Genomic DNA, 22,669 nt, shown 5'->3' with positions numbered 1-22,669 from the left:
ACTATGTACCGTGTTTGTTCTGGCAGAACAAGGGGAGAACGAATTTTTTATCGTTAACTCGATTTTTCGGAGGTTTTCCGTGCTCGCCGACCCATCACTTCTCCGACCTTCTGCGAAATCTGCTGCACACTGAAAGGTTTGGCGATGAAGTGCATATTGTCGATATCGAGATCGCTGCGCAGCTGTTCCTCGGCGTAGCCCGACATGAAGAGGAACGGGAGGTCGGGCGCGACATTGCGGATCGCGCGGGCCATCGTCGGTCCGTCCATTCCCGGCATGACTACATCGGAGACAACCAGATCGAAACTGCCTCCATTGGCGATCGCAGCCAACCCTTCCTCTCCATCGGCGCAGGCGGTGACGCTGTAACCTGCGCGGGTCAACGCCCGCTCGGCGACTGCCCGTACCATATCCTCGTCCTCGACAAGCAATAGCCGTCCGCCGTCGGACCAAGTGCTTGGGGCTTCCGCCTCATCTTTGCGCGCGGCCGCGGGTATTTCTCCGCGGTGGACAGGCAGGTAGATTGTGAAGCGAGCGCCTGTGGGCCGCCCATCGGTGCCAGCGATATTGTCGGCAAAAATGAACCCACCCGATTGCTTCACAATCCCATAGACGGTCGAAAGGCCAAGGCCAGTACCCTTGCCCTGCTCCTTGGTAGTAAAGAACGGCTCGAAGATCTTGGGCAGCACGTCTTCGGGAACGCCGCCGCCGGTGTCCTGGACAATGAGTGCGGTGTAATCGCCGACCGGCAAGATTTCCGATGCCATTGCCCGCACGTCCTTGGCGGCGACCCGGCGCGTCGCCATGGTCAGCCGGCGCTTGCTTGCCCCCGATGCCAAAATCGCATCGCGGGCGTTGACGGCAAGGTTGATGATGACCTGTTCGAGCTGGCGCGGGTCGGCGCGCACCGGGCCAAGGTCACGATCGTGGCGGACGGAGAACTCAATCCGCTCGCCGACCAGCCGCTTGAGCAACTGGCTCACCTCGCTCACGACATCGGGCAGTTGCACGACTTCGGGCCGCAGCGTCTGCTGGCGAGAGAAAGCCAGCAACTGCCGTGTCAGGCTGGCGGCGCGGTTCGAATTCGCGCGAATTTGCTGGATATCGTCATAGTCGCTGTCACCGGGCGTGTGGCGGAGCAGCATCAGGTCGCAATAGCCGATGATCGCCGTCAGCACATTGTTGAAGTCATGGGCCACGCCGCCAGCCAGCTGGCCGACCGCCTGCATCTTGGTCGCTTGCGCGACCTGGCGTTTGAGCCGGGTCTCTTCCGAGCTGTCAGCCAGGCTGAGCAGCACTGCGCCCTCGCCCAACCCGCGAACCCCTGCAAGGCCGAGCGATACCGGATCTTCGGGCGACACCTTCAACCGCACCGCCATGTCGCCGCTGTTGACCGGTCCCTTGGCATAGCGTCGCACGCTGTCGGCCACCGCGCCCTTGTCTTCCTTGACCACCAGGTCGCTGGGATATTGCGGCAGACCCTGATCCTCGCGCCCAATTGCACGCAGGAACGGCAGGTTGGCGAACAGGAAACGCCCGTCGCGGTCGGTCATCGCCAATCCCAGCGGCAGCGCCCCGATCAGCGCCTCCAGCTGCGGAGAAGCGCTGGATACACCCGGTTCCTCCCCACCGCCGATGGCATTGCCGGTATCGACCAGCAACATCAGCGATAGCGCTTCATCCGCACCAGCACCCCTTGGGTCCGATGGATTGTTCAACGGGACGTGGATCAATGCGCTGGGCGCACCTCCTTTGCCTTCACGAGCGAAATAGATGCGGTCTTTCTCGTCGCTGCGAAGGAGAGTGGCGAAGTCCTGGCCGGCCAGCGTGGCCTTGCGATCACCCGTCGCGCGTTCGGCAAAGCCGGGTCCGGCGGCCCTGATCGCGCCGTCCGGAGCGACCATCGCCGCTTCGATCCCCGCCCGGGAAAGCATCGCCCCCAAATCGCCGGCGATCTGCTCGGCGTAACTCGCCGCGGCGAGCTCGGACGACAGTGATCGTAATCGCCAGACCAGGTAATCATCGCCCCGCCCGGCCCGCTCGGCGCGAACCTGCCAGCGCCGTGCCCCGTCGACGCTGGCGATCGAATCGACCTGCGCCCTGCCATCGCGCCACGCCTCGCGGGCAAGCCGGGTCAAGGCTTCGAGCGAAGGTCCATCGACCGCCAGATTGGGTGGGGCCTTGGCGACCCCGAATTCGTCAGCATACAGCGTGCTGGCGCATACAAGCCGATTGGCACGGTCCGTAATCGCCACCGCCATGTCAGCGCGTTCGATGGCCGCTACCGTCACCGACCAGTCGGGCGGCGCCAGCTTTTCTCCATCGGCCGGGCTTTTCGCGCGGGTGACGGCAATGGCGAGCGCTACCAGTGTCACCAGCGCCCCGGCGTAGGCAATCGTGACCAAGGCCAGCCCGCTCAGCAACCATACCGCCACGATACTGGCGATGAGCGCCAGACCGAGCGCACCCCAGAACTGCGTGATGGCGTGCTCAGATCCTGTCGCGGGCTCGCCGATCATCCCCGACCGGCCCCAAGCCGCTTGTCGAGACGATCTTCCATCGACCGCAACCGCTTGGCACGCTTGCGACGCACAACCCGCTGCCACCACCAGCTTGCCAGTAGATAACCCACTGCGGAACTGACCACGGCGAGAACCACGAAACCAAACACCGTCGCCCCGGCTGCTTCGAAGAAGCCTGAAAACGTGCGCCAGCTATCGGTCTGCATCTGCCCCTCGATCATCGCCCCGCCCACCTGCCGGTCGATATCGAGCAGGAGCTTCCCCAGTCGATTGGCGACCACGGCCCAGAAAGCGATGGTAAAGGGGTTGGTCACAAATGTGACGGTTGCCGCCAATGGCACGTTCGCCCGCGCAGGCAATGCCATGAACGCTGCGAGAAAGATCTGTCCCAGCGGGATGATGAAGGCGCAGAACAGCCCCAGCGCTACTCCGCGCGGAACCGATCGGCGGGTAAAGCGCCACAACTCGGGCGACAGGAAACGATGGGCGATGGGAGCAAGGTACTTGTTGCGCGCCATCTCCTCACGCGTGGGCGTGTGGCGACGGAACCAGTCCGCAAGAAAAGTCTTGTTGCCGCTCATAATTATTCCCGAGCCATGCCCACCTCGCCGAGCCTGTGCAAGCGACCAATGGCGATTTTTCCTGTGCGGATCATTCCGCAATCTAATTCCCTGCGTGGCTAGACGCGCGCAAATGGCCAGAGGCTGAATCGCACAAGCTGTGCAAGCCCTTTAACCTGGCCGGGCCCGGTCAGCCCTGGTCGCGCAGGATCCGCGCCTTGTCCCGCTTCCAATCACGCTCCTTGAGATAGGCGCGCTTGTCCTGCGCCTGCCGACCCTTGGCCAGGCCCAGTTCGACCTTGGCCCGGCCGCTCTTGTTGAAATAGATGCTCAGGGGAATGAGCGTCATCCCCTTGCGCTCGACAGCGCCGACCAGCCGCTCGATCTCGCGTTCGTGAAGCAACAGTTTGCGCGGACGGCGCGGCTCGTGGTTGAAGCGGTTGCCGTGGCTGAACTCGGGGATATTGGCATTGATCAGCCACGCCTCGCCGTCGCGCACCTCGGCATAGCTTTCGGCTATGCTTGCCTCGCCCGCGCGCAGCGCCTTGACCTCGGTGCCCTGCAAAGCGAGCCCGGCTTCGAACTTGTCCTCGACCGCATAATCGAACCGCGCACGCCGATTTTCGGCGACGGTTTTCTGCTTGTCGAATGTTTCGGGTTTGGGTCGAGCCATAAGTCGCTGGCATGTAGGCGCTTCGACCTTAGAGGAAAAGGGGCCCATGTCGCCCTTCCCGAAAAGCGCGCCAATGCTGCTGCAATCACGCGCACTTTACGCGGCAAGATGGCTAGCTTCTCTATGGCTATAGCTTCCGGCACTTCGCCCGCAAGCGCTGGTCGAATCGGTGCGTTTGGTGATGGGAAACAGCGCCCCGGACTGATTGCTTTGGTACTCTCCACAATTCATGGCGATTGCCGCGAGGGGGATTGATGGGCAAGGCAGCCAGATCAAGCGTACGTATCAAGCAAAAGGCACTTTTCCGGCATGAACACCCAGCCCTTCATGATCGGCGGTCAAACGGTCGAACCTGGAACATTCGCCGACGTCACCCTGCCAGTGACAACCATGGCGACCGGTCTCAATTCCACCATAGCAGTGCGTGTCCTGCACGGTATCAAGGATGGACCGACAGTATTCGTCAGCGGTGCCATTCATGGCGACGAGATCATCGGTACCGCCATCATCCAGCGTCTTGCGCAGGCACTTAACCCGCGGGAACTGGCGGGAACAGTGTTGCTGATCCCGGTCAGCAATATCTTCGGCTTCATGAATCGTACCCGCTACCTGCCCGACCGGCGCGACCTTAACCGGTCTTTCCCCGGGGCAGCCTCGGGATCACTCGCCTCGCAATTTGCGCATGTCTTCCTGACCCAGGTAATCGAGCGTTGCACGCTCGGCATCGATATCCACTCGGCGGCGGTTCACCGCTATAATTTACCGCAATTGCGCATGGCGGAAGGCAACCCGCGGCTGCTCGAACTGGCGATGGCATTTGCTCCACCGGTAATCATGGAGAGCCCGCTGCGGCCCGGTTCGATGCGCGCGCTGGCGGCAGAGCGCGGGGTCGACATGTTGTTGATGGAGACCGGCGAGGCTCTGCGATTCGATCCCCTGTCGATAGAGATAGGTTCAGGCGGGGTGGTACGTGTGCTGGCGCATCTGGGAATGCTCGATGCTGATGACGGGCTGTCGCAAGTGCATATCCCTGCACGTGCCAACCGTTCGCACTGGGTACGATCACCACGCGGCGGGGTCGCGGACTTCATCAAGTGCTCGGGCGATCCGGTGCGCGAGGGCGATGTGCTCGCCAGGGTTAGCGGACTTTTGGGTGAGGAGGCGCAGGAGGTCTTCAGCCCGGTCGACGGCATTATCATCGGCCATGCAACTTTGCCTGTCGTCCATCAGGGCGACGCGCTGTTCCATATCGCCCGCATCGCGCACCCCGAACGTGCCGGACAGCATATCGAAAGCATCACCGCAGCCTTGCTGGCGAGCGAGCCCGATGGTCCTGCCGAACCGATGATGGACGAGGACGAAGTCCTCTGACGGGCTGCCCAGCGTGGTTCAGGAAGCAATGCCGAACTCTAGCGTCCCCGCCAATGCCGCGGCGAGAAGGACCAGCACAAAAGCCCACAAGGCAAAGATCCCGCCTGTAATCCGCCAGCTTCTCGGCGGTAGGCCTTGCAGCAGGAAAGTGACGATGCCGGCGACATTCACGCATACGAGGTTGATGCAATACAGGTAGGCCGCCCCGCCAGCGAGTTGCATGTCACCGGTGGCGAGGAAAATGCCACAAGCAGCGAGCGGTGGCACCAATGCTACAGCAATCATCACGCCGACCAGCGAGAGCGAAGTCCCCCGACTGAAAGCGAGCACCCCGGCGGCCCCGCACGCCAGCGCCAGCGCAATGTCGGCAGGTTGAACAATCGTGCGGTTGCGTAATTCGGAAACGCTTGGGTCGATCGACACTGACCAGCCAACCAGAAGCCCCGCAAATACGGCGAGCAAAGTCCCTATGCCCAAGGTCGTCGCCGCACGCCGGCCAAGCCTGAAATCGCCTACCGTCGCAGCCATAGCTAGCCCCATGGTCGGGCCAAGCAGCGGCGCGATAACCATGGCCCCGATCACTACGGCGGTCTGGCCACTGTGCATACCCAGACCGGCAATGACGGTCGAAAGCAACACCGTGACCAGGTAGGTCGGCCGCAGGCGCAGACTTTCCTCGATATCATCGTACAGCTCATCGGTGCTAAGCCGGTCCCGACTGAACCAGCGCTCGATAGGTGAAAGCGGCCGCATATCGCCGTTTGCGGGCAATTCTGTGGCTGCACTTTCTTCCAGGGCGGGAATGGTTGCTTCCACCGGTGATACGATCACGGCAAAGCCAGGAACTGCCGAGAACGCTTCCTCCAGGTCATCGAGCAATCGCTCGGTATAGCGTTGCTGGACCAGGCAGGTCAGCTTCTCGTTCTCACCAGGAACGTCTTCTCGCCAGAAACGACGACAATGACGTGCGACGGTTTCTTCCAGCCTCGGGAACTCAGCCTCGCAAAGAAAAATCTCGACTCGCTGCGCGCTCAATGCGGCTGCCCCCCTTCCATGTCAGTTCAAAGCAGGCCGGCATGCTCCAGCGCCGCGTCGACTGCTTTGCGCGCGTGTTCGCTGCATGCGGTCAGCGGCAGACGGACTTCATCGGTGAAGCCCTCCATCACGCGGCTCAAGGCGTATTTCACCGGCGCCGGGGAGCTATCCTCGAACATAGCGTAATGCAGTGGGTAGAGCTTGTCGTTGAGCTTGCGCGCGGTCACCAGGTCATTGTCAGCGCAGGCTTGCTGGAATTCGCAGCACAGCGCCGGGGCGACATTGGCGGTAACCGAGATACAGCCCTTCCCGCCGGCAGCGTTGAAAGGCAGAGCCAGCTCGTCATTGCCCGAAAGCTGGCAGAAATCGCGGCCGATACCCATGCGGTGATCGGCCACTCGGCTGAGATCCTCGCTCGCGTCCTTGATTGCCACGATCCGGTCGGGGAAGCGATTGGCCAGTTCGACCGTGGTCTCAGGCTCGATGTCTGTCACAGTCCGGCCCGGCACATTGTAAAGCACGATGAGCAGGTCGCTGTTTTCGGCCAGGTGGCTGAAATGGGCGATCAACCCGGCCTGGCTCGGCTTGTTGTAATAAGGTGCAACACACAGGCCCGCCGCTGCGCCTGCCTTCTTTGAAAACTGCATGTGCAGCAGCGCGTTTTTGGTATCATTGCTGCCGCAGCCCGCAATAACGGGAACGCGGCCGGCTGCCTGCTCGATGCAGATTTCGATAACCCGGTGGTGCTCGGCATTGGAAAGCGTCGAGGCTTCACCCGTGGTTCCACATGGCACCAGCGCAGTCGATCCGCATTCGATCTGCCAGTCGACCAGGCGGCGGAAAGCAGCCTCGTCAAACGTACCATCGCGAAAAGGGGTCACCAGAGCGGGAATGGAGCCCGAAAACATTGTCATTGATCCTTTCGTGACCACTTCAAAACGCGTAATCAGATATGCCAGACATGGCACTTGTTTCGTTCAGTGCCTGATAAGGAGACCTTGGGCAGTATGTCCAGCATGACCCGCACCCCCTTTCTCGTCCTCGCCCTCCTCGCAACGACCTCCATCGCCCCCCCGGCCATGGCACAGGAAACGGGGGCCTGGGATAATGCCCGCGCGAGCATGGTGGCGAGCCAGCCCAACCAGACGGCGCGCGCGATCGATCGGTGGGAATATTTGACTGCGGCAAACACCCGCGAGGCCGGCTTCAATGCCTATGCGGGTTTTGTTCTAGCCTACCCGGATTTCCCAAAGGCCGCCTTGCTGCGCGCCCGAGCCGAGAAGGCGCTCGACAGCGAACCTGTTGATGCTGCGCGCATGGTAGCCTTTTTCGACAAGCATCCGCCGCTCAGCAACAGCGCCCGGGCCCGCTATGCCTTGGCGCTGGCTTCGCTGGGCCGGGGCGACGCCTTTTCGGTTGCTCGCGAGGCTTGGCGCGGCGGCTCCATGGCGAGCACGTCTGAAGCCTATATGATCGGCCTGTTCGGCGCTCGCTTCCAGCCCGAGGATTACGACGCCCGGATGAACGCGCTGCTATGGCAGGGCGATACGGCGGCGGCGGTGCGGATCGTCAACAATATCTCGCCGGCAAATCGGCCCCTTTACCAGGCACGCCTGGCCCTGACCGGCGGCACGCTGCCGGCCAGTGCGGGCATTTCCACTCCGGCCGACGCGATGACCGATCCGGGTTATGTCTACAACCTGGCGCAGCACCATTTGCGCAGCGGCAATATGCCGGCGGCGATCAGCCTGTTGGCGTACCGCCCGCAATTTGTCGGCCTGCCGTATCTGGCGGAGGATTATGTCGCGCTCTCGCTGCAAGCGGCGAAAGGCGCAAGTTCCGGACAGGCCGTGCAGATCGCTTCGAAGGTCGACGACCTGTTCGCTCCCGGCACCGATATTTCGGCTGGCTCGTTCCGACTACGCGATACCTTTACCGACCTGATGTGGCTGGGCGGCACCAGCGCGCTGTGGAATTTGGGCGATGGCCGCTCGGCCGCGCCGCTGTTCTATCGATATGGTACCTCGGCACGGACTCCATTGACCCGCTCCAAGGGCTTCTTCTGGGCTGGCCGTGCGGCGGCACGCGCTGGCGACCGCGCGGAAGCGGAACGCTACTGGAATCTCGCGGCGGAACATCCGGATTATTATTACGGGCAGCTGGCGCTGGCCGAACTTGGCCAGCCGATGCCTGCTTTCGCGGAGATCCCACTCAACTTGCCGAGCGCTGCCGAGAAAGCCGCGTTCGACATCGATCCCCTGACCCTCGCCATCCGTGAACTGGCTCGTAATCGTAAGGATTGGCGCACTGAACGGGCGTTCTTCTCCGCGATTTCGGACAAGGCCGATACGCCAGCCGAAATGGCGCTTGTAGCGCAATTGGCCCGCGATACCGGGCTGGAAGAGATGGCTGTGGTCGCAGGAATGACGGCCGGCGAACACGGGTTCAAGGGGTTCGAGCGGCTCGGTTTCCCGACGGTAGCCACCCATCCCGGCGCCAACTGGACGATGGTTCACGCCATCGCCCGGCAGGAAAGCGAGTTCGACCGCAACCGTGTCAGCCATGCCGGTGCTCGCGGAATGATGCAGTTGATGCCGGGGACCGCGCGAGAAGAGGCTGGCAAGGTAGGGGTTAACTACCTGCATGCCGACCTGACTGCCAGCCCAGCCTATAATATCCGCTTGGGCGACGCACATTTCGCGAGATTGATGGACCGCTATAGCGGAGCCTATCCGCTGGCCATCGCGGCCTATAATGCCGGACCGGGCCGAGTGAACGAGTGGCTGCGCCTGAATGGTGATCCGCGCTATGGCGGCGTCGAATGGGCGGAGTGGATCGAGAAGATACCGGCTAATTTCGAAACCCGCTATTATGTTATGCGGGTAATCGGGAACGCGGTGACCTATGCCAATATGCATCCTGATCGTTCAGCCCCGTACCAACGCGATGTCAGGCATTATCTGCCGCGCTGAACCATGACCACGCCCTCCTATCCGATTACCCCGGCCGGCTACGCCGCAATGAAGGCGCGTTATGACCATTTGCTGGGCACAGAACGGCCCGAGATCGTGGAGATTGTCAGCTGGGCCGCCGGTAATGGCGATCGTAGCGAGAACGGCGACTATATCTACGGTCGCAAGCGCATGCGCGAAATCGACCGCGAACTGGGCCATTTGGCGCGGCGAATGAAGAATGCCCGCGTCGTCGACCCGGCCGAACAACGGGATCGCTCGCGCGTCTTTTTCGGTGCTTGCGTCACGCTCGCGGACGAGGATGATGCTCGCAAGACGGTAACACTCGTGGGGGACGACGAGCAGGAGGCCGGTTGTGGACGGATCGGCTGGTCGAGCCCGATGGCGCAGGCTTTGAGAGGCGCACAGGTTGGGGATTTGCGGCTCGTTGCCCTTCCCTCGGGAGCAAAGGAATGGGAGATCATGCAGATCGCCTATGACTAGCAACCTCGCCCGTCTTTGCGCCCTTGGCCTGCTGGTATCGGCGATACCCGCTGGGGCGAAGGATTCACTTGGTATTTTCGAGGATTGGGGCGCGTTTCGCGATCCCCAAACGCCGCGTTGCTATGCCATTGCCAAGCCTGCCCCAAGCCGCCTCAGCCGCGACTATGCACCTTTCGCCGCCATCGGCACCTGGCCGCAACGCAATGTTCGCGGACAAGTGCATTTCCGCCTTTCGCGCGAGATTGCCGCTGACCGGAACATCCGTCTGGTTGTCGGTGACCGCGTGTTCGAACTGGCAGGTGGTGGTGGAGATGCATGGGCGCGAGACAGGACGATGGATGCTGCCATAGTCGCCGCTATACGCTCCGGAACCCGCATGGTCATTTCGGCGTCGGACAAGCGCGGGCGCCGCTTTTCCGATCGCTACAATTTATCAGGCGCCGCCACCGCGATGGATGCCGCCACGATAGGTTGCGCGCGCCGCTAGGTTAACCAATCTGCGCATACGAAAACGGCCGGGATTGCTCCCGGCCGTTCGCATTTTCGTCAAGGCTGGTGCGATCAGAACCGCACGCCGAGACCGACCGTCACCTGGTGCCGGTCGAGGTCGACATTGAAACGGTCGCTGTCGGGCAGCGTGCCGTCGAAATCGACTTCGGCCTCGGAGTAATTCGAGTAGCGGTATTCGGCGTTCACAAACATGTTCTGGTTGATCGCATATTCCACGCCGCCACCGACACGATAGCCATCGAGGTCATAATCCGAGTTGAATTCACGCGTGCCGTCGTTGGAACGAATATCAAGCTTGGCATTGGTGTAGCCGCCCTTGACGTAGGCGAGCGCCCGGTCGCCGACCTTGGCACCAATCCGGGCACCGAGATAAAGGTCACGGCCGGCATCGACATTGCCAAAGCCGAAGCCTTCGAAATCACCGTTGTTGAATTCGGTGTTGGCACTTGACCAGGAAAACTCTGCTACCGGGCCGATCACCACTGCGCCGAGATCGACGTCATAGCCGATTGCTGCCCCATAGACCGCGCCTTCGGCCGACTGGTCATTATTGTCATTGCCGTCATCATCGACGCTGCTGCCGGCCTTGAGCGAATCGTAGCCGCCGACAGCCTGGGCACGGGCCCCGGTGAAGGGTGATTCATTCTCGACCGTCTGAGCAAATGCCGGGCTGGTGGCAGCGATCATGGTTCCTGCGAGGAGAGTTGCGACTGTCTTGTTCATTATAAACTCCATTTTTCGGTTTCGACGCGGGCTGTTGCCCTGCGTAGACCCCTTCAATGGGTGGCCAGCCGACTTGTTTCATGAACCTGACACAACAATAAACTGTTACTTTTGAGTAACAATGTTGCGACGAAGCGAGTGGGGATTACGATGAAAATCTGGAACCGTGGCCGACGTCATGACGTCACCCCTTCGTCCGCCTTCAGCGCTCGCTGGATTCCGCGTCCGGAAGCCCCTATATGCGCCGTCTCCATGACCGAAACGCCTCTCATGTCGATCCCCGGACAGGTGGATCCCGTTCCCGTTGCACGCGAGATCACTCCGCGCACCGACGGCCGCATCGATCTGCTCGGACTGCCCCGGCCTCGCATTTGCGAGTTGTTCGAACAGGCCGGGCTGGATGCACGCCAGGCCAAGCTGCGCAGCAAACAGGTCTACCACTGGCTCTATCACCGCGGCGTGACCGATTTCGACGCGATGACCGACATTGCCAAAACCATGCGTCCGTGGCTCTCCGAACGCTTTGTGGTCGGACGGCCAAACATCATTGAGGCACAGCATTCTTCCGACGGCACCCGCAAATGGCTGCTGCAGACCGATGATGGCCACGATTTCGAGATGGTTTTCATCCCCGACGCCGATCGCGGCACATTATGCGTTTCGAGCCAGGTCGGTTGCACGCTCAACTGCCGTTTCTGCCACACCGGGACCATGCGGCTGGTCCGCAACCTTACCCCTGGCGAGATCGTCGGCCAGGTCATGCTGGCTCGCGATGCGCTGGGTGAATGGCCCAAGGGCCGGATGGACGGGCTCGACGATGGCGAGGACGTGGGCCATTACTCCGCTGACGGACGCTTGCTGACCAATATAGTGATGATGGGCATGGGAGAGCCGCTGTATAATTTCGATCACGTCCGCGATGCCTTGCGTCTGGTGATGGATGGCGAAGGTCTGGCCCTGTCGCGGCGCAGGATCACGCTGTCGACCAGCGGCGTGGTGCCGATGATGGCACGCTGCGGTGAGGAAATCGGGGTCAATCTGGCGGTCAGCCTGCATGCCGTGACCAAGGAAGTGCGCGACGAGATCGTGCCGATCAACAAGAAGTTTGGCATCGAGGAATTGCTGCAGGCTTGTGCCGACTATCCCGGTGCAAGCAACGCCCGTCGCATTACCTTCGAGTACGTCATGCTCAAGGACAAGAACGACAGCGACGAGGATGCACATGAACTTGTCCGCCTGCTGAAGGAATATAACCTCCCGGCCAAGGTGAACCTGATCCCGTTCAACCCCTGGCCGGGCGCGGTTTACGAGTGCTCGACACCGGACCGTATCAGGCGCTTTTCCAACATCGTCTTCGAAGGCGGCATCAGTGCGCCAGTCCGCACGCCGCGCGGGCGCGACATCGACGCTGCCTGCGGTCAGTTGAAGACAGCGGCTCACAAGAAAACCCGCGCCGAACGTGATCGCGAAGCAGCCGAGGCCGAGGCCAACGCGGTCTAGTCGCGAAGAGGCGCACGGCGGCGTCGGATTGCCGCTGCTTGGAAGGACTGACCCGATTGAGTGCCGATCTTGCGACAATCCGCTTTTACCAGCAGCAAGCGCCGCATTACACGCTGAGCTTCGGACAGGGGCCGAGCGCGCGGCTCGATCCATTTCTCGATCGGCTGGAACCTGGCGCGAAAGTGCTCGAACTCGGCTGCGGCGGCGGCCGCGATTCAGCGCGCATTCTCGAGCGAGGCTTCGACCTCGATGCGACCGACGGCGTGGCGGCGATGGTTGCCAAGGCCAACGAACGCTTTGACGTTGACGCACGCGTGATGCTGTTCGAGCAGCTCGACGCCGAAAACCAATATGATGCGGTGTGGGCGCATGCCTGCCTGCTCCACGCTGCGCAGGCCGACCTGCCTGATATCCTCGGTTCAATAAACCGCGCTCTCAAGCCTGGAGGCTGGCACTTTGCCAGCTACAAAATGGGCGATGGAGAGGGTCGCGATCTGCTCGGCCGCTTGCACAATTTCCCGTCGCCAGACTGGTTGCAAGACACTTATCTGTCAGCAGGTTTCGACGTCGAGACCACCGTCAGCTATCCTGGCAAAGCCGCTGATGGGACCCAGAGGGACTGGATCGCCCTGACAGTCCGCAAATCTTCATGCGCATAACACTCAGTGCCCTGTGTGCCGGTGCTGGCAAGCCCATGCCAAATGGCAAACGCAGCGGTATTGCCAAGGCTCCCCTGTCCGGAGCGGTGCAGATTGCCGAAAACGGTATCGAGGCAGACGAACAGGTCGACCGTCTGCATCATGGCTATCCGGCGATGGCGCTGCATCACTTTCCGCACGAAACCTACGACTGGTTGCGGCATCATTTCGGCCCCCTTCCCCGCCTTGGCAGCTATGGCAGTATGGGCGAAAACGTCGCGACCTCGGGTGTGAGCGAGCATGACGTCTGCATCGGGGACCGTTTTCGGCTCGGCAGCGCACTCGTCGAGATCACCCAGCCCCGGCAGCCCTGCTCGACGATCGAACAGCACCTGCAGGCGCGTGGAATCGTGAAATCGCTGGTCGCCGCAGCGCGAACGGGATGGTTCTATCGCGTGCTCGAACCGGGAACAGCCAGGTCTGGCGACACGGTCGAATTGGTCGAGCGTGTTCATGCCCGATGGAGCATCGCGCGCGCCTTCCTGGCCACCTATGGCGCGGCCCGCGCGCCGGATTGTGAGCTGGAAGAATTGGCGCAACTGCCGCGCATTTCCGACCGGCTAGTTCGCGATATCGAAAAGCGGTTGGCAACCGGGTCGAACTAGCCGTATCTCGTGCCTGCTGCGATGGAATTGACCCGCGCGCATCAGGGGGCCAAAGTCGGTCCTGTGACCAGTCCAGCTATACTCGTGACCGGCGCTGCGAAGCGCATCGGCGCCTCAATCGCAAGCGCATTCGGCCATGCAGGCTGGCATGTCGTAATCCACTTCCACAATAGCGCCAAACAAGCGCGGGCACTCGCAGACGCGCTTCCCTCCGCCGAGACCGTGCAGTGCGACCTGGCAGACTGCGCCAGCGCTGTGGCGATGGTCGAGCAATTGGCCGCGCGGCTCCCGGACTGGCGCGTACTCGTGAATTCGGCCTCGATCTTCGAACCGGACGATGTAACCGGCATTGACGGATCGACGTATGACAGGGCGATGGCAATCAATGCCCAGGCACCTGCTCTCATGGCGCAGAAATTCTTCAGCATGGCACGTACCCAAGGCGGGCGGCGGGTGATCCAGTTGACCGACCAAAAGATCGCCAACACCAACCCCGATTTCTTCAGCTACACCATGAGCAAGCACGCCGTTCATGGCGCTGTGGGTATGTTGGCCAAGGCTCATGTCGACCCACGCGACCGAATCTATTCTATCGCGCCGGGAGCCATTCTTCCTAGCCATGATCAGGATGAAGCGGAGACCGATGCCAGCCACGTGCTCAACCTGCTCGGCCGCAAGACCGGCGCTGACGAAGTCGGCAAGGCCGCGCTGTTTCTCGCCGAGGGCCATTTGAAAAGCGGCACGACCCTGTTTGTCGACAGTGGCCAACACCTCCTCGACCAACCGCGTGATGTCATCTATCTCGCCCGCGAAAACGCCCGGACATGAGTAATCGGCCCGCCCCCAAGCGCGCCAAACACGCCTTCATCACCCGCCTGTGGCACTGGATCAACCTGGCCTGCGTGGTGGTCCTTTTCATGTCGGGCCTGAACATCTCCAATGCTCACCGCCGCCTTTACTGGGGCGATTGGGGCTTCGCGCCAGAGCAGGCCTGGCTGGCGGTTCCGCGTTTTCCTGACTGGGCCACCATTCCAGGTCATTACGACCTTGCCGGGGCGCGCGATTGGCATAATCTTTCAGCTTGGATTTTCGCAGTCGCTCTCCTGGCGATGTGGGTAGCCATGCTGCTTAACCGACACTTCAAGCGCGACCTGGTGACCCGCATCCGCGAATGGAAACCTAGCGCCGTTTGGGACGACGTACAGCGGCACCTCAAGTTCGATTTCGACTACGACGAGGACAAGTATAATTTCCTGCAACGCCTGGCTTACGGCCTGGTGCTGGGGGTATTGCTGCCGATGATGGTTTTCACCGGCATGGCGATCAGCCCCGGGCTGGAGCCAGCATGGGGCTGGTTCGTCGAACTGGTCGGCGGACGGCAAAGCGCGCGCAGTCTGCATTTCCTTTTCGCATGGGCAATTGCGGGGTTCCTCGTCGTTCATGTCCTGCTCGTGATCGCGCACAAGCCGTTCGAACTGATGAAGGCCATGATCACGGGAGGCCGCGATAATGAATAGCGGCAATGGCATGAAGCGCCGCGGGTTTGTCGTTGGCCTGCTTGGCCTGACCGCGGCGGGCTGCAGCAAGGTTTCGGAAAGCCGGGTCGGCAAATCGATCTTCGGCGCTGCCGAACGCTGGCATGAAGGCGCGCACCGGCTATTGGGCGGTCGCACCGCCCTTGCGCCCGAATACAATCCGGCGGACATTTCGCCTTTCTTCCGCGGTAATGGCACACTCAATCCTTCGAGCGACGCCTACCAGGCTTCTTTGGCGGAAAACTTTGCCGATTGGCGGCTCGAAGTGCGGGGATTGGTCAGATATCCCCTGACCCTCACGCTCGACAATATTCGCGCCCTCCCCCAGCGGACCCAAATTACCCGCCACGATTGCGTCGAAGGATGGAGCGCGATCGGCCAATGGACCGGCCCGCAGCTTTCCTTGCTACTAGACGCAGCGGGTGTGCGTGAAGACGCGCGCTACATCGTCTTTCGCTGCGCCGACACGCTGGCAGGCGGAGTCTATTATGAAAGCATCGACATGATCGATGCCTATCACCCACAGACCATCGTCGCACACTTGCTCAACGGCGAGCCACTGCCTGTACGCAACGGGGCGCCGCTACGCATGCGGGTCGAACGGCAACTGGGCTACAAGCATCCGAAATATCTCACCGCGATAGAGGCTGTGGCCTCGCTCAACGATATCGGTGGCGGCCAGGGCGGTTATTGGGAAGATCGCGCGGGCTACCAATGGTACGCCGGGATCTAGCGCTCAGTCTTCGGGATAGATTTTCTGCATGGCCGCCCAGTCTTCGGCGATCATTTGCTCAAGCACATCGAGATCCACATCCGCCAGCTTGTTGATGTAGAGGCAACTCTTGCCCGTGCTGTATTTGCCCAGCTTGGCCAGCAGGGCCTCGCGTCGCTTCGCCGCGATTTCATCGCAATAGCCGCCCATTAGATAAAGCGAATGTTTCGCCTTGCGGGGGCTGAACCCGCTGCGCATCCAGTTCACATCGCGGCCGCTGGCATAGGTGGTGCTATACTGGCCATATCCAATGATCGACGGGCCCCACATCCGGGGCGCTTCCCCGGTCACGCGCCGGAAGATCGCATCAAGTTGCCCTGCCTCTTCGCGTTTTCGCGGAGGCTCGACCGCGGCAATAAATTTTGCCGGGTCTATCTTAGTGATATTGGTCTTCGCCTTGGTCATCGCACCCTCCGTCGCCGACGGTTGACATGGCGCAAGCTACAACGTGTAACCGGTGCGCGGCAAATATTGGAACAGTATCCATGAGCAAAGCTCTTCTTGATCGCTTTCTTGCCTCCTCGGTCAAGTGTGGGCGGCTTGAGATGACATGGGCTGATGGCAGCACCACCGGATATGGTACGCCGACCGAGGGCTTCCCTGCGGTTTCCATCCGCCTCACCCATCGCAAGGCAGCACGAGACATCGTGCTTGATCCGCGCATCGGCGCGGCCGAAGCTTTCATGGATGGAAAACTCGTCATCGAGCGCGGCGATATCATGGGCTTGGTTGACCTACTGCGTGCCAACAGTCCCTGGGACAAGGGTGGCGATTTTGGGCGACCAGGACTTCTCAAAAACTTCAAGAACAATGCTGCCTTCGCGTTGGAACAGCTGAACAACCGGGTTCGCTCGCAGCGTAATGTCGCCCATCACTACGATATCGGCAACGATCTCTACCGCCTGATGCTCGACGAAGAGCACATGCAATACAGCTGCGCGTACTGGCCCTCGCCCGATATGACCCTGGGTCAGGCGCAGGAGGCCAAGTTGGCTCATATCGCCGCGAAACTGGCAATCCAGCCAGGCAATCGCGTCCTCGACATCGGTTGCGGATGGGGCGGCATGGCCATTTATCTCGCGCAGAATTTCGATGTGCACGTGCGCGGGATAACGCTATCCGAAGAACAGGTCGCGCTGGCACGGCAGCGCGTTGATGCGGCTGGCGTCACGGACAGGGTCGATATCGAGCTCGTCGACTATCGCGATCTCGCCACAGCCGGGGTCAGTTTCGACCGGATCGTATCAGTCGGCATGTTCGAGCATGTCGGTCGGCCACAATTCGAAACCTTCTTCGATGCGTGCGCCAGGATGCTTGAGGACGACGGGGTGATGCTGCTCCACACGATCGGACGCATGGGCTCGCCCGGCACCACCGACGCCTTTACGCGCAAATACGTCTTCCCAGGCGGATATATTCCGGCGCTGAGCGAGACCGTCGCCGCGAGTGAAAAGGTACGCCTGATCGCGACCGACGTCGAGATGCTGCGGCTGCATTACGCCTATACGCTGCGCGAGTGGTATCGCCGTTGCATGGAGAACCGCGAGGCGATCATCGCCATGTACGACGAGCGTTTCTTCCGCATGTGGACGTTTTACCTGTCGGGCGCGACCGCCGCTTTCGAGCATGGCGGGATGTGCAATTACCAGATCCAGTTCGCCCGCCAGCGGCGCACCTTGTCCCTCACGCGTGATTACATGGCGCAGACAGAGCGTGACCTGATTCAGCCTACTGTGAAGGAATGATGGGCTGCGCAAAGCCGAACTTGATTGCCCCTCTTCCCCCGCATTGCTAACCGCGCGCCAATCAAGGAGCGCTCCATGTCCGAAGCCCATCGTCCCGAAATCAAGAAGGTCGTCCTCGCCTATTCGGGCGGCCTCGACACATCCGTCATCGCCAAGTGGCTCGAAATCGAGCGCGGGCTGGAAGTCGTTACCTTCACCGCCGATCTGGGCCAGGGCGAAGAACTGGAGCCCGCACGCGTCAAGGCGCAGGCCATGGGCATTCCGGACAAGCATATTTTCATCGAGGATCTGCGCGAGGAATTCGTACGCGACTATGTCTTCCCGATGATGCGCGCCAACGCGCGCTACGAAGGCGACTATTTGCTCGGCACCTCGATCGCCCGGCCGCTTATTTCGAAGCGCCTTGTCGAGATCGCGCATGAAACCGGTGCGGATGCCATTGCCCACGGTGCCACCGGCAAAGGCAACGACCAGGTCAGGTTCGAACTGAGCGCCTACGCGCTCGATCCCGACATCACGGTGATCGCACCCTGGCGCGAATGGGATCTCACCAGCCGCACCGCGCTGATCGCCTGGGCTGAAGAACACCAGATCCAGGTGCCCAAAGACAAACGCGGCGAAAGCCCGTTCTCGACCGATGCCAACCTTCTCCACACGTCGTCCGAGGGCAAGGTGCTGGAAGACCCCTGGGAAGAGACGCCATCCTACGTCTATTCGCGCACGGTCGACCCCGAGGATGCGCCAGATTCGCCCGAATACATCACGATCGATTTTGAGCGCGGTGACGGTACGGCGTTGAATGGCGAAGCGTTGAGTCCGGCGGCGTTACTGACGGCGCTCAACGAGTTGGGACGCAAGCACGGCATCGGCCGGCTCGACCTGGTGGAGAACCGTTTCGTCGGGATGAAGAGCCGCGGCATGTACGAAACGCCCGGCGGCGAGATTTACGCCCAGGCGCACCGCGGGATCGAACAGCTAACGCTCGACCGGGGTGCAGCGCATCTGAAGGACGAACTTATGCCGCGCTATGCCGAGCTCATCTATAACGGTTTCTGGTTCAGCCCTGAGCGCGAGATGCTGCAGGCGGCGATCGATCTGAGCCAGGAGAAGGTCAACGGCACGGTGCGGCTCAAGCTCTACAAGGGTCGGGCCGACGTGGTCGGTCGCAAGTCCGCGGATAGCCTCTATTCCGAAGCACATGTAACCTTCGAAGACGATGCCGGCGCCTACGATCAGAGCGATGCGGAGGGCTTCATTCGCCTCAACGCGTTGCGGTTGAAGCTGCTCGGCAAGCGAGATCGCTAGCGCCAGGCTACTGCCTGCATAGCCTCATTTAAGCTTTTGCGGCCAGCCGTTGAGTTTTCCACCGCTCTCCACAAGCAATTCGGGGAAAAGTGGAAAACTCGGTCTTGGCAAGCTTGTGAGAATCGGATTCGGAGCGCAGTCTCAAGACATCGAAAGGGAAAGAAAGTTTCGAGTTTTTCGTCCTTCGGGATTGAAAAAATTGAGAATTTCCAGACCAATTGATGTGAGAGCGACTGTCCACGCGCTCTGTGAGGGTTGATTGAAGAAGGCTTCGGCCAGACGCAAGACTGCTCGATGACCAGAATGTGTTAGTTCGCTGTCACGGCCGGTTAAGCCTGGTCGGGAAGAAAGGGGATCGAAGACCTTCGGGTTAAAGAGAACCGGACGGAACGACCATCCAAGGGCGGAACCGACCTCGGGACCATTGATGGAGCCGCAGGTTTGCGGATGCGAGCTTCCACTCGCAAAAGCGAGCCTTCCAACGATGGAACCGGATGCCGGCGCGAGCGCCGGTGACAGAACGCGGGCCTTCGGGCACGCGGAAAGACATCGGTTGCCAAGTGCTACCACAAGGAAAGCATCTTCGGATGCGGACCGGACGGAAGACCACGCGACGGTGAGAGTGGGGTCGGCAGCAATGCCGGCCCCATTTGCTTTGCGGACCCGGACTGGTGACGATCTCACATGCGTTACTGGCCGAATCGCCAATCGCATATCTTGGGGTCGCAAGACCCATCACCCCCAAGATCGTGGTTAAAAACCGGGAATGGTTCCCCATAAGCTGTCGACTAGCGATCGGCTCGCCGCAAAAATGCCTCGATTCGAGGTAGGCTGACCCCTCGCTGCGACGGGTTGTCTGCCCAAACCTGTCGCTCCTGAGGTGCGTGCCCTATCTGGCCTGCCATGATCAGACGGGACAGATACGACAGCTGGCGGGCCTTGACGGCTGCGGCGTTGGTGATGGCAGCGGCTCTTCCCGCACAGGCCTCGACCCCGTCGATGCTCGACGGCGACATTACCGAAGCCGAATTCGAACAGAGCTTCGAGCGGTTCGAAGCCCTGCCCGCTGCGCCTTCTCCAGGTCACGGCGTAGTTGACCTCGAAAGCTTCGATCCCCCGCTCGAGCCCGAACTCGACGAGCATGACACCGTGCGATCGCTCGGCGTTGGGGTTGCTTCCTATTACGGCAAGCGGTTCCACGGACGTCCCACAGCCAGTGGCGAGCGGTTTGACATGCGCGCCATGACTGCTGCCCACAAGACCTTGCCGTTCGGGACCAAGGTGCGGGTGATCAATCCGCGCAATGGCCGTGAAGTGGTGGTGCGGATCAACGATCGCGGCCCATATAGCGGCGGGCGCGCAATCGACCTGTCACGTGCTGCTGCGGAAGAAATCGGTCTCGTCAACGCTGGTCACGGCCGCGTTGAGCTCGAGGTGGTTTCCTGAGCCCCTTGCCCTAGGGCAGCTTCATCGCGAACGTGAACAGGAAACCGCGTGACTGCTCATAATTCAGCTCGGTATCGATAATCTCGTCGAGCAGGTAGAGTTCATAGGCGCTATTATCGAAGTCCCACTGGAACTGGTAACCCAGCTCTATATCGTCGCGCTGTAGTTTCCGCTGCAGCCAGGGAGAGAAGTCGATATCTGCCTTGGCGCGCAGTGATCGATCGCGAAGTCGCAGGTCTCCATCGGCTGCCAGCACATTGAAATTGTCGCGCCCCAGGCTCAGCTTCACGTGCGGCATGTGTTCAGGCGCATACCTTGCGCTGATCCCGTAGGATCCGAGGTCCGACCCATCCGAAAGCAGCGAACTGCGCCGCGTGGCGTTGCGGCTGGCAACGTAATCGAGATCGATCGACCATTCACCAATCGGCAGGGTGTGCGAAACCAGCAAGAAGTTGTCGCTTCCCGATTGCGGCGCAAAGCCGGGGCCGCTGGCAAATTCGCGCTCGTTGCGAAAATTGACAATCGTATCACCCAGCGGGGTCGTCCAATATGCGAGTCCACCTATCGCAGTTCGGGTCACCTCCACGATTCCCGCGTCCCGAAACCGGTCCAACCGGGTGTCGCTGAATTCCAGAGTGAGCATTTTCGGCACCAGCGAAGCCCAGCCTGTGTCCTCGATCGCCACCAGCGGCAGGAGGGTAAAGGTGTCCAGGTCGACCGATAGCTCGTTTCTATGTGTCTGGCTGGGCAGGATTGACGGGCTGATATCCGGATTAGTGCTGCTCACCCGTCGCTTGGCGGTTACTGTAATACCCGAATAGCGTGCCGACAGCTTGGTTGTCTGCCGCCTGCCAACAGTGCGGTTCCTGCGAGTGCTGTGATGATCTTTTTCATGATATTCCTCCTGTCTTACGGTTTACTGGACAGAAGGCTCGCGTGATGATTTTTCATCTGGATTTGCGAGCCAACCCACCAGTTCGACTCGCGACCGGGGACTTACTAGGCACCTATTTCGAGACGTCATTGTAGAATTACGACAAAATTCACTATTTTCTTTTCGTAGGCTTTAAATCTTTAATTCGCTTACATCCCTGAAACTGCCAATCGTCCCGCGCACAAAAGTATTGAAGGCGATCGCGTAGCGGTTCTGGCCCGAATTGTTCGGTTCCACATAGTGCTGCAACCCACTGGAAAATAACACGATGTCGCCTTTCTTCGGCACCACTGCATTGCGCGGCGCGTTGTAGATATTCTGCTTGCGGCCATCGATAATGAATTCGAGCTGGCGGTAGCTGTTATGGCGCTCGAAGATCATGTTGCCCGGTGGGTCGGGCATGTCGGTATAATAAAGCGATCCCGAAACGATAGAGTTCGAATGGGTATGGCCATGCATGCCGACTCCGGGCGGATTCATCAGCGCCCAGCTTTGCGTGACCTCCAGCTTTTGGGTGATGCCCAGCACTTCGGAAGCGTAGGTATCGAGAGCGGATTGAACGGCCTCGGCGATGCTCTTGAGCTTGGGCTGGTTAAACAGATAAAGCTCGTCGGAAATCTGATTCACCTGGTTGCTGTTCATCTTCAGCGACTGGATGAACTTGACCTGTGCCGGCGAGATCGCATCGGCAATGTTCATTACGAAATACGGTTCCGCAAACAGCGGTTTCACGTCGAAAGCGCGCTTGGCCATCGGATATAACCCCCCCGGTCATTATTGAGGGTCGGGTTTAGGGGACGGTGGAGCCGTGATGCAAGGGGCCGGACCCGACATTCTCTGCTTTGCCAACCGCGATCTGCGAATGCCATCCGCCAGTCGCCCAGTCCTGTCGGCCAGGCGAAGCTAACCTATCTTCTTGGATCGACCGTCGAGCGTTCCGAGCGCTTTGCCGAAGGCGTCCATGGTCGCGCGCGTCCGCCCGCCCGGGCGAATCTCGATCTCGGTATCACACCCCAGGCACTGAAGAGGCTCGCCACGGACGAGCTGCCCGGCATCAATGGCCAGTCCGTTGCGGCAAACTGGACACGAAATCTGCGAAATAGACACCCGATTCCCCCTCGTCACTGCGGATGTATTATCGAGAAGACAGATGTTTGAATTGGATAAAACCGACATTTATTCGAGTGGCGTTAACCAAGAGCTGTAGTAAATAGTTCGCGACAACAGACCACGCAAAGGGAAGGGTCAAAGGACCCGATATTGGCCTTGCGCATAGCGCA

General features: G+C 60.6%; 22 protein-coding genes. 13 read left to right on the top strand and 9 right to left on the bottom strand.

Annotated elements, in window-relative coordinates; genetic code table 11:
- Positions 1-53: 53 nt before the first annotated feature.
- The 3 genes from ACXYL9_RS06250 to smpB all read right to left on the bottom strand — a co-directional run bounded on the left by ACXYL9_RS06250 (position 54) and on the right by smpB (position 3,755).
- Positions 54-2,519 (bottom strand): hybrid sensor histidine kinase/response regulator, encoded by a 2,466-nt coding sequence (locus ACXYL9_RS06250; protein WP_459038722.1) that lies wholly within the window; start codon positions 2,517-2,519, stop codon positions 54-56.
- A complete protein-coding gene (locus ACXYL9_RS06245; protein ID WP_459038721.1) occupies positions 2,516-3,103 on the bottom strand; it encodes a DUF2062 domain-containing protein in 588 nt (195 codons plus the stop codon). The genes ACXYL9_RS06250 and ACXYL9_RS06245 overlap by 4 nt, the downstream gene beginning before the upstream one ends.
- 169 nt (positions 3,104-3,272) lie before the next feature.
- Positions 3,273-3,755 carry an SsrA-binding protein SmpB gene (gene smpB, locus ACXYL9_RS06240; RefSeq protein WP_459038720.1) on the bottom strand — a complete coding sequence of 161 codons (483 nt, stop codon included), beginning with the start codon at positions 3,753-3,755 and terminating at the stop codon, positions 3,273-3,275.
- A 309-nt stretch (positions 3,756-4,064) separates the two neighbouring features.
- Between smpB and ACXYL9_RS06235 the strand changes: the two genes are divergently transcribed.
- Positions 4,065-5,126: a succinylglutamate desuccinylase/aspartoacylase family protein gene (locus ACXYL9_RS06235; protein WP_459038719.1), complete on the top strand. Its 1,062-nt coding sequence runs from the start codon at positions 4,065-4,067 to the stop codon at positions 5,124-5,126.
- 18 nt (positions 5,127-5,144) lie between these two features.
- Here ACXYL9_RS06235 and ACXYL9_RS06230 read toward each other — a convergent pair whose 3' ends face one another.
- Positions 5,145-6,161, bottom strand: a complete 1,017-nt coding sequence (locus ACXYL9_RS06230; protein ID WP_459038718.1) for a TIGR00341 family protein — start codon at positions 6,159-6,161, stop codon at positions 5,145-5,147.
- A 26-nt stretch (positions 6,162-6,187) separates the two neighbouring features.
- On the bottom strand, positions 6,188-7,069 hold the full coding sequence (gene dapA / locus ACXYL9_RS06225) for a 4-hydroxy-tetrahydrodipicolinate synthase (protein WP_459039867.1): 882 nt from the start codon (positions 7,067-7,069) through the stop codon (positions 6,188-6,190).
- Between the two features lie 108 nt (positions 7,070-7,177).
- Here dapA and ACXYL9_RS06220 point away from each other — a divergent pair, with 108 nt between their 5' ends.
- Genes ACXYL9_RS06220 through ACXYL9_RS06210 form a run of 3 tightly spaced genes read left to right on the top strand, consistent with a single transcriptional unit; the run spans position 7,178 to position 10,103 of the window.
- Positions 7,178-9,133, top strand: coding sequence for a lytic transglycosylase domain-containing protein (locus tag ACXYL9_RS06220; RefSeq protein ID WP_459038717.1), 1,956 nt, complete (start codon positions 7,178-7,180; stop codon positions 9,131-9,133).
- A 3-nt stretch (positions 9,134-9,136) separates the two neighbouring features.
- The gene (locus ACXYL9_RS06215; protein ID WP_459038716.1) at positions 9,137-9,616 is read left to right on the top strand and encodes a GreA/GreB family elongation factor; all 480 of its coding nucleotides are present in this window, start codon (positions 9,137-9,139) and stop codon (positions 9,614-9,616) included.
- Positions 9,609-10,103, top strand: coding sequence for an invasion associated locus B family protein (locus tag ACXYL9_RS06210; protein WP_459038715.1), 495 nt, complete (start codon positions 9,609-9,611; stop codon positions 10,101-10,103). Before ACXYL9_RS06215 ends, ACXYL9_RS06210 begins: the two co-directional genes overlap by 8 nt.
- Before the next feature lie 74 nt (positions 10,104-10,177).
- Here ACXYL9_RS06210 and ACXYL9_RS06205 read toward each other — a convergent pair whose 3' ends face one another.
- Positions 10,178-10,849 (bottom strand): outer membrane protein, encoded by a 672-nt coding sequence (locus ACXYL9_RS06205; protein ID WP_459038714.1) that lies wholly within the window; start codon positions 10,847-10,849, stop codon positions 10,178-10,180.
- Between the two features lie 252 nt (positions 10,850-11,101).
- On the opposite strand from ACXYL9_RS06205, the gene rlmN reads away from it, so the two are divergent.
- The 6 genes from rlmN (at position 11,102) to ACXYL9_RS06175 (ending at position 15,920) form a co-directional block, all read left to right on the top strand.
- On the top strand, positions 11,102-12,349 hold the full coding sequence (rlmN, locus tag ACXYL9_RS06200) for a 23S rRNA (adenine(2503)-C(2))-methyltransferase RlmN (RefSeq protein ID WP_459038713.1): 1,248 nt from the start codon (positions 11,102-11,104) through the stop codon (positions 12,347-12,349).
- Between the two features lie 56 nt (positions 12,350-12,405).
- A complete protein-coding gene (locus ACXYL9_RS06195) occupies positions 12,406-13,008 on the top strand; it encodes a class I SAM-dependent methyltransferase (protein WP_459038712.1) in 603 nt (200 codons plus the stop codon).
- 35 nt (positions 13,009-13,043) lie between these two features.
- Positions 13,044-13,652 (top strand): MOSC domain-containing protein, encoded by a 609-nt coding sequence (locus tag ACXYL9_RS06190; RefSeq protein ID WP_459038711.1) that lies wholly within the window; start codon positions 13,044-13,046, stop codon positions 13,650-13,652.
- A gap of 63 nt (positions 13,653-13,715) precedes the next feature.
- Complete coding sequence (locus ACXYL9_RS06185; RefSeq protein WP_459038710.1) at positions 13,716-14,480, top strand: SDR family oxidoreductase; 765 nt, start codon at positions 13,716-13,718, stop codon at positions 14,478-14,480.
- Positions 14,477-15,169, top strand: coding sequence for a cytochrome b/b6 domain-containing protein (locus tag ACXYL9_RS06180; protein ID WP_459038709.1), 693 nt, complete (start codon positions 14,477-14,479; stop codon positions 15,167-15,169). Before ACXYL9_RS06185 ends, ACXYL9_RS06180 begins: the two co-directional genes overlap by 4 nt.
- Positions 15,162-15,920 (top strand): molybdopterin-binding protein, encoded by a 759-nt coding sequence (locus tag ACXYL9_RS06175; protein WP_459038708.1) that lies wholly within the window; start codon positions 15,162-15,164, stop codon positions 15,918-15,920. Before ACXYL9_RS06180 ends, ACXYL9_RS06175 begins: the two co-directional genes overlap by 8 nt.
- A gap of 3 nt (positions 15,921-15,923) precedes the next feature.
- Here ACXYL9_RS06175 and ACXYL9_RS06170 read toward each other — a convergent pair whose 3' ends face one another.
- Positions 15,924-16,364: a DUF1801 domain-containing protein gene (locus tag ACXYL9_RS06170; protein ID WP_459038707.1), complete on the bottom strand. Its 441-nt coding sequence runs from the start codon at positions 16,362-16,364 to the stop codon at positions 15,924-15,926.
- Between the two features lie 80 nt (positions 16,365-16,444).
- Between ACXYL9_RS06170 and ACXYL9_RS06165 the strand changes: the two genes are divergently transcribed.
- The 3 genes from ACXYL9_RS06165 (at position 16,445) to ACXYL9_RS06155 (ending at position 20,455) form a co-directional block, all read left to right on the top strand.
- Entirely contained in the window at positions 16,445-17,704 is a 1,260-nt protein-coding gene (locus ACXYL9_RS06165) for a class I SAM-dependent methyltransferase (RefSeq protein WP_459038706.1), read from the top strand.
- A gap of 75 nt (positions 17,705-17,779) precedes the next feature.
- Positions 17,780-19,009, top strand: a complete 1,230-nt coding sequence (locus ACXYL9_RS06160; RefSeq protein WP_459038705.1) for an argininosuccinate synthase — start codon at positions 17,780-17,782, stop codon at positions 19,007-19,009.
- 903 nt (positions 19,010-19,912) lie between these two features.
- Positions 19,913-20,455 carry a septal ring lytic transglycosylase RlpA family protein gene (locus ACXYL9_RS06155; RefSeq protein WP_459038704.1) on the top strand — a complete coding sequence of 181 codons (543 nt, stop codon included), beginning with the start codon at positions 19,913-19,915 and terminating at the stop codon, positions 20,453-20,455.
- A gap of 10 nt (positions 20,456-20,465) precedes the next feature.
- On the opposite strand, the gene ACXYL9_RS06150 is transcribed toward ACXYL9_RS06155, so the two are convergent.
- Together ACXYL9_RS06150 and ACXYL9_RS06145 are read right to left on the bottom strand one after the other, a co-directional pair.
- Positions 20,466-21,242 (bottom strand): hypothetical protein, encoded by a 777-nt coding sequence (locus tag ACXYL9_RS06150; protein ID WP_459038703.1) that lies wholly within the window; start codon positions 21,240-21,242, stop codon positions 20,466-20,468.
- 279 nt (positions 21,243-21,521) lie between these two features.
- Entirely contained in the window at positions 21,522-22,142 is a 621-nt protein-coding gene (locus ACXYL9_RS06145; protein ID WP_459038702.1) for a putative 2OG-Fe(II) oxygenase, read from the bottom strand.
- Positions 22,143-22,669: the final 527 nt, after the last annotated feature.

The sequence above is a fragment of the Qipengyuania sp. CAU 1752 genome (assembly GCF_054482615.1).
The sequence above is the reverse complement of the archived record's forward strand: the minus strand, read 5'-3'. Positions and strand labels throughout refer to the sequence as shown.

Bases quoted from the DNA above. Each gene is read 5' to 3' on its own strand.
- ACXYL9_RS06215 (WP_459038716.1), top strand. From the start codon at position 9,137: ATGACCACGCCCTCCTATCCGATTACCCCGGCCGGCTACGCCGCAATG.
- ACXYL9_RS06245 (WP_459038721.1), bottom strand. From the start codon at position 3,103: ATGAGCGGCAACAAGACTTTTCTTGCGGACTGGTTCCGTCGCCACACG.
- rlmN (WP_459038713.1), top strand. From the start codon at position 11,102: ATGACCGAAACGCCTCTCATGTCGATCCCCGGACAGGTGGATCCCGTT.
- ACXYL9_RS06250 (WP_459038722.1), bottom strand. From the start codon at position 2,519: ATGATCGGCGAGCCCGCGACAGGATCTGAGCACGCCATCACGCAGTTC.
- ACXYL9_RS06205 (WP_459038714.1), bottom strand. From the start codon at position 10,849: ATGAACAAGACAGTCGCAACTCTCCTCGCAGGAACCATGATCGCTGCC.
- dapA (WP_459039867.1), bottom strand. From the start codon at position 7,069: ATGTTTTCGGGCTCCATTCCCGCTCTGGTGACCCCTTTTCGCGATGGT.
- ACXYL9_RS06145 (WP_459038702.1), bottom strand. From the start codon at position 22,142: ATGGCCAAGCGCGCTTTCGACGTGAAACCGCTGTTTGCGGAACCGTAT.
- ACXYL9_RS06160 (WP_459038705.1), top strand. From the start codon at position 17,780: ATGTCCGAAGCCCATCGTCCCGAAATCAAGAAGGTCGTCCTCGCCTAT.
- ACXYL9_RS06170 (WP_459038707.1), bottom strand. From the start codon at position 16,364: ATGACCAAGGCGAAGACCAATATCACTAAGATAGACCCGGCAAAATTT.
- ACXYL9_RS06220 (WP_459038717.1), top strand. From the start codon at position 7,178: ATGACCCGCACCCCCTTTCTCGTCCTCGCCCTCCTCGCAACGACCTCC.
- ACXYL9_RS06155 (WP_459038704.1), top strand. From the start codon at position 19,913: ATGATCAGACGGGACAGATACGACAGCTGGCGGGCCTTGACGGCTGCG.
- ACXYL9_RS06180 (WP_459038709.1), top strand. From the start codon at position 14,477: ATGAGTAATCGGCCCGCCCCCAAGCGCGCCAAACACGCCTTCATCACC.
- ACXYL9_RS06235 (WP_459038719.1), top strand. From the start codon at position 4,065: ATGAACACCCAGCCCTTCATGATCGGCGGTCAAACGGTCGAACCTGGA.
- ACXYL9_RS06165 (WP_459038706.1), top strand. From the start codon at position 16,445: ATGAGCAAAGCTCTTCTTGATCGCTTTCTTGCCTCCTCGGTCAAGTGT.
- ACXYL9_RS06175 (WP_459038708.1), top strand. From the start codon at position 15,162: ATGAATAGCGGCAATGGCATGAAGCGCCGCGGGTTTGTCGTTGGCCTG.
- ACXYL9_RS06190 (WP_459038711.1), top strand. From the start codon at position 13,044: ATGCCAAATGGCAAACGCAGCGGTATTGCCAAGGCTCCCCTGTCCGGA.
- ACXYL9_RS06210 (WP_459038715.1), top strand. From the start codon at position 9,609: ATGACTAGCAACCTCGCCCGTCTTTGCGCCCTTGGCCTGCTGGTATCG.
- smpB (WP_459038720.1), bottom strand. From the start codon at position 3,755: ATGGCTCGACCCAAACCCGAAACATTCGACAAGCAGAAAACCGTCGCC.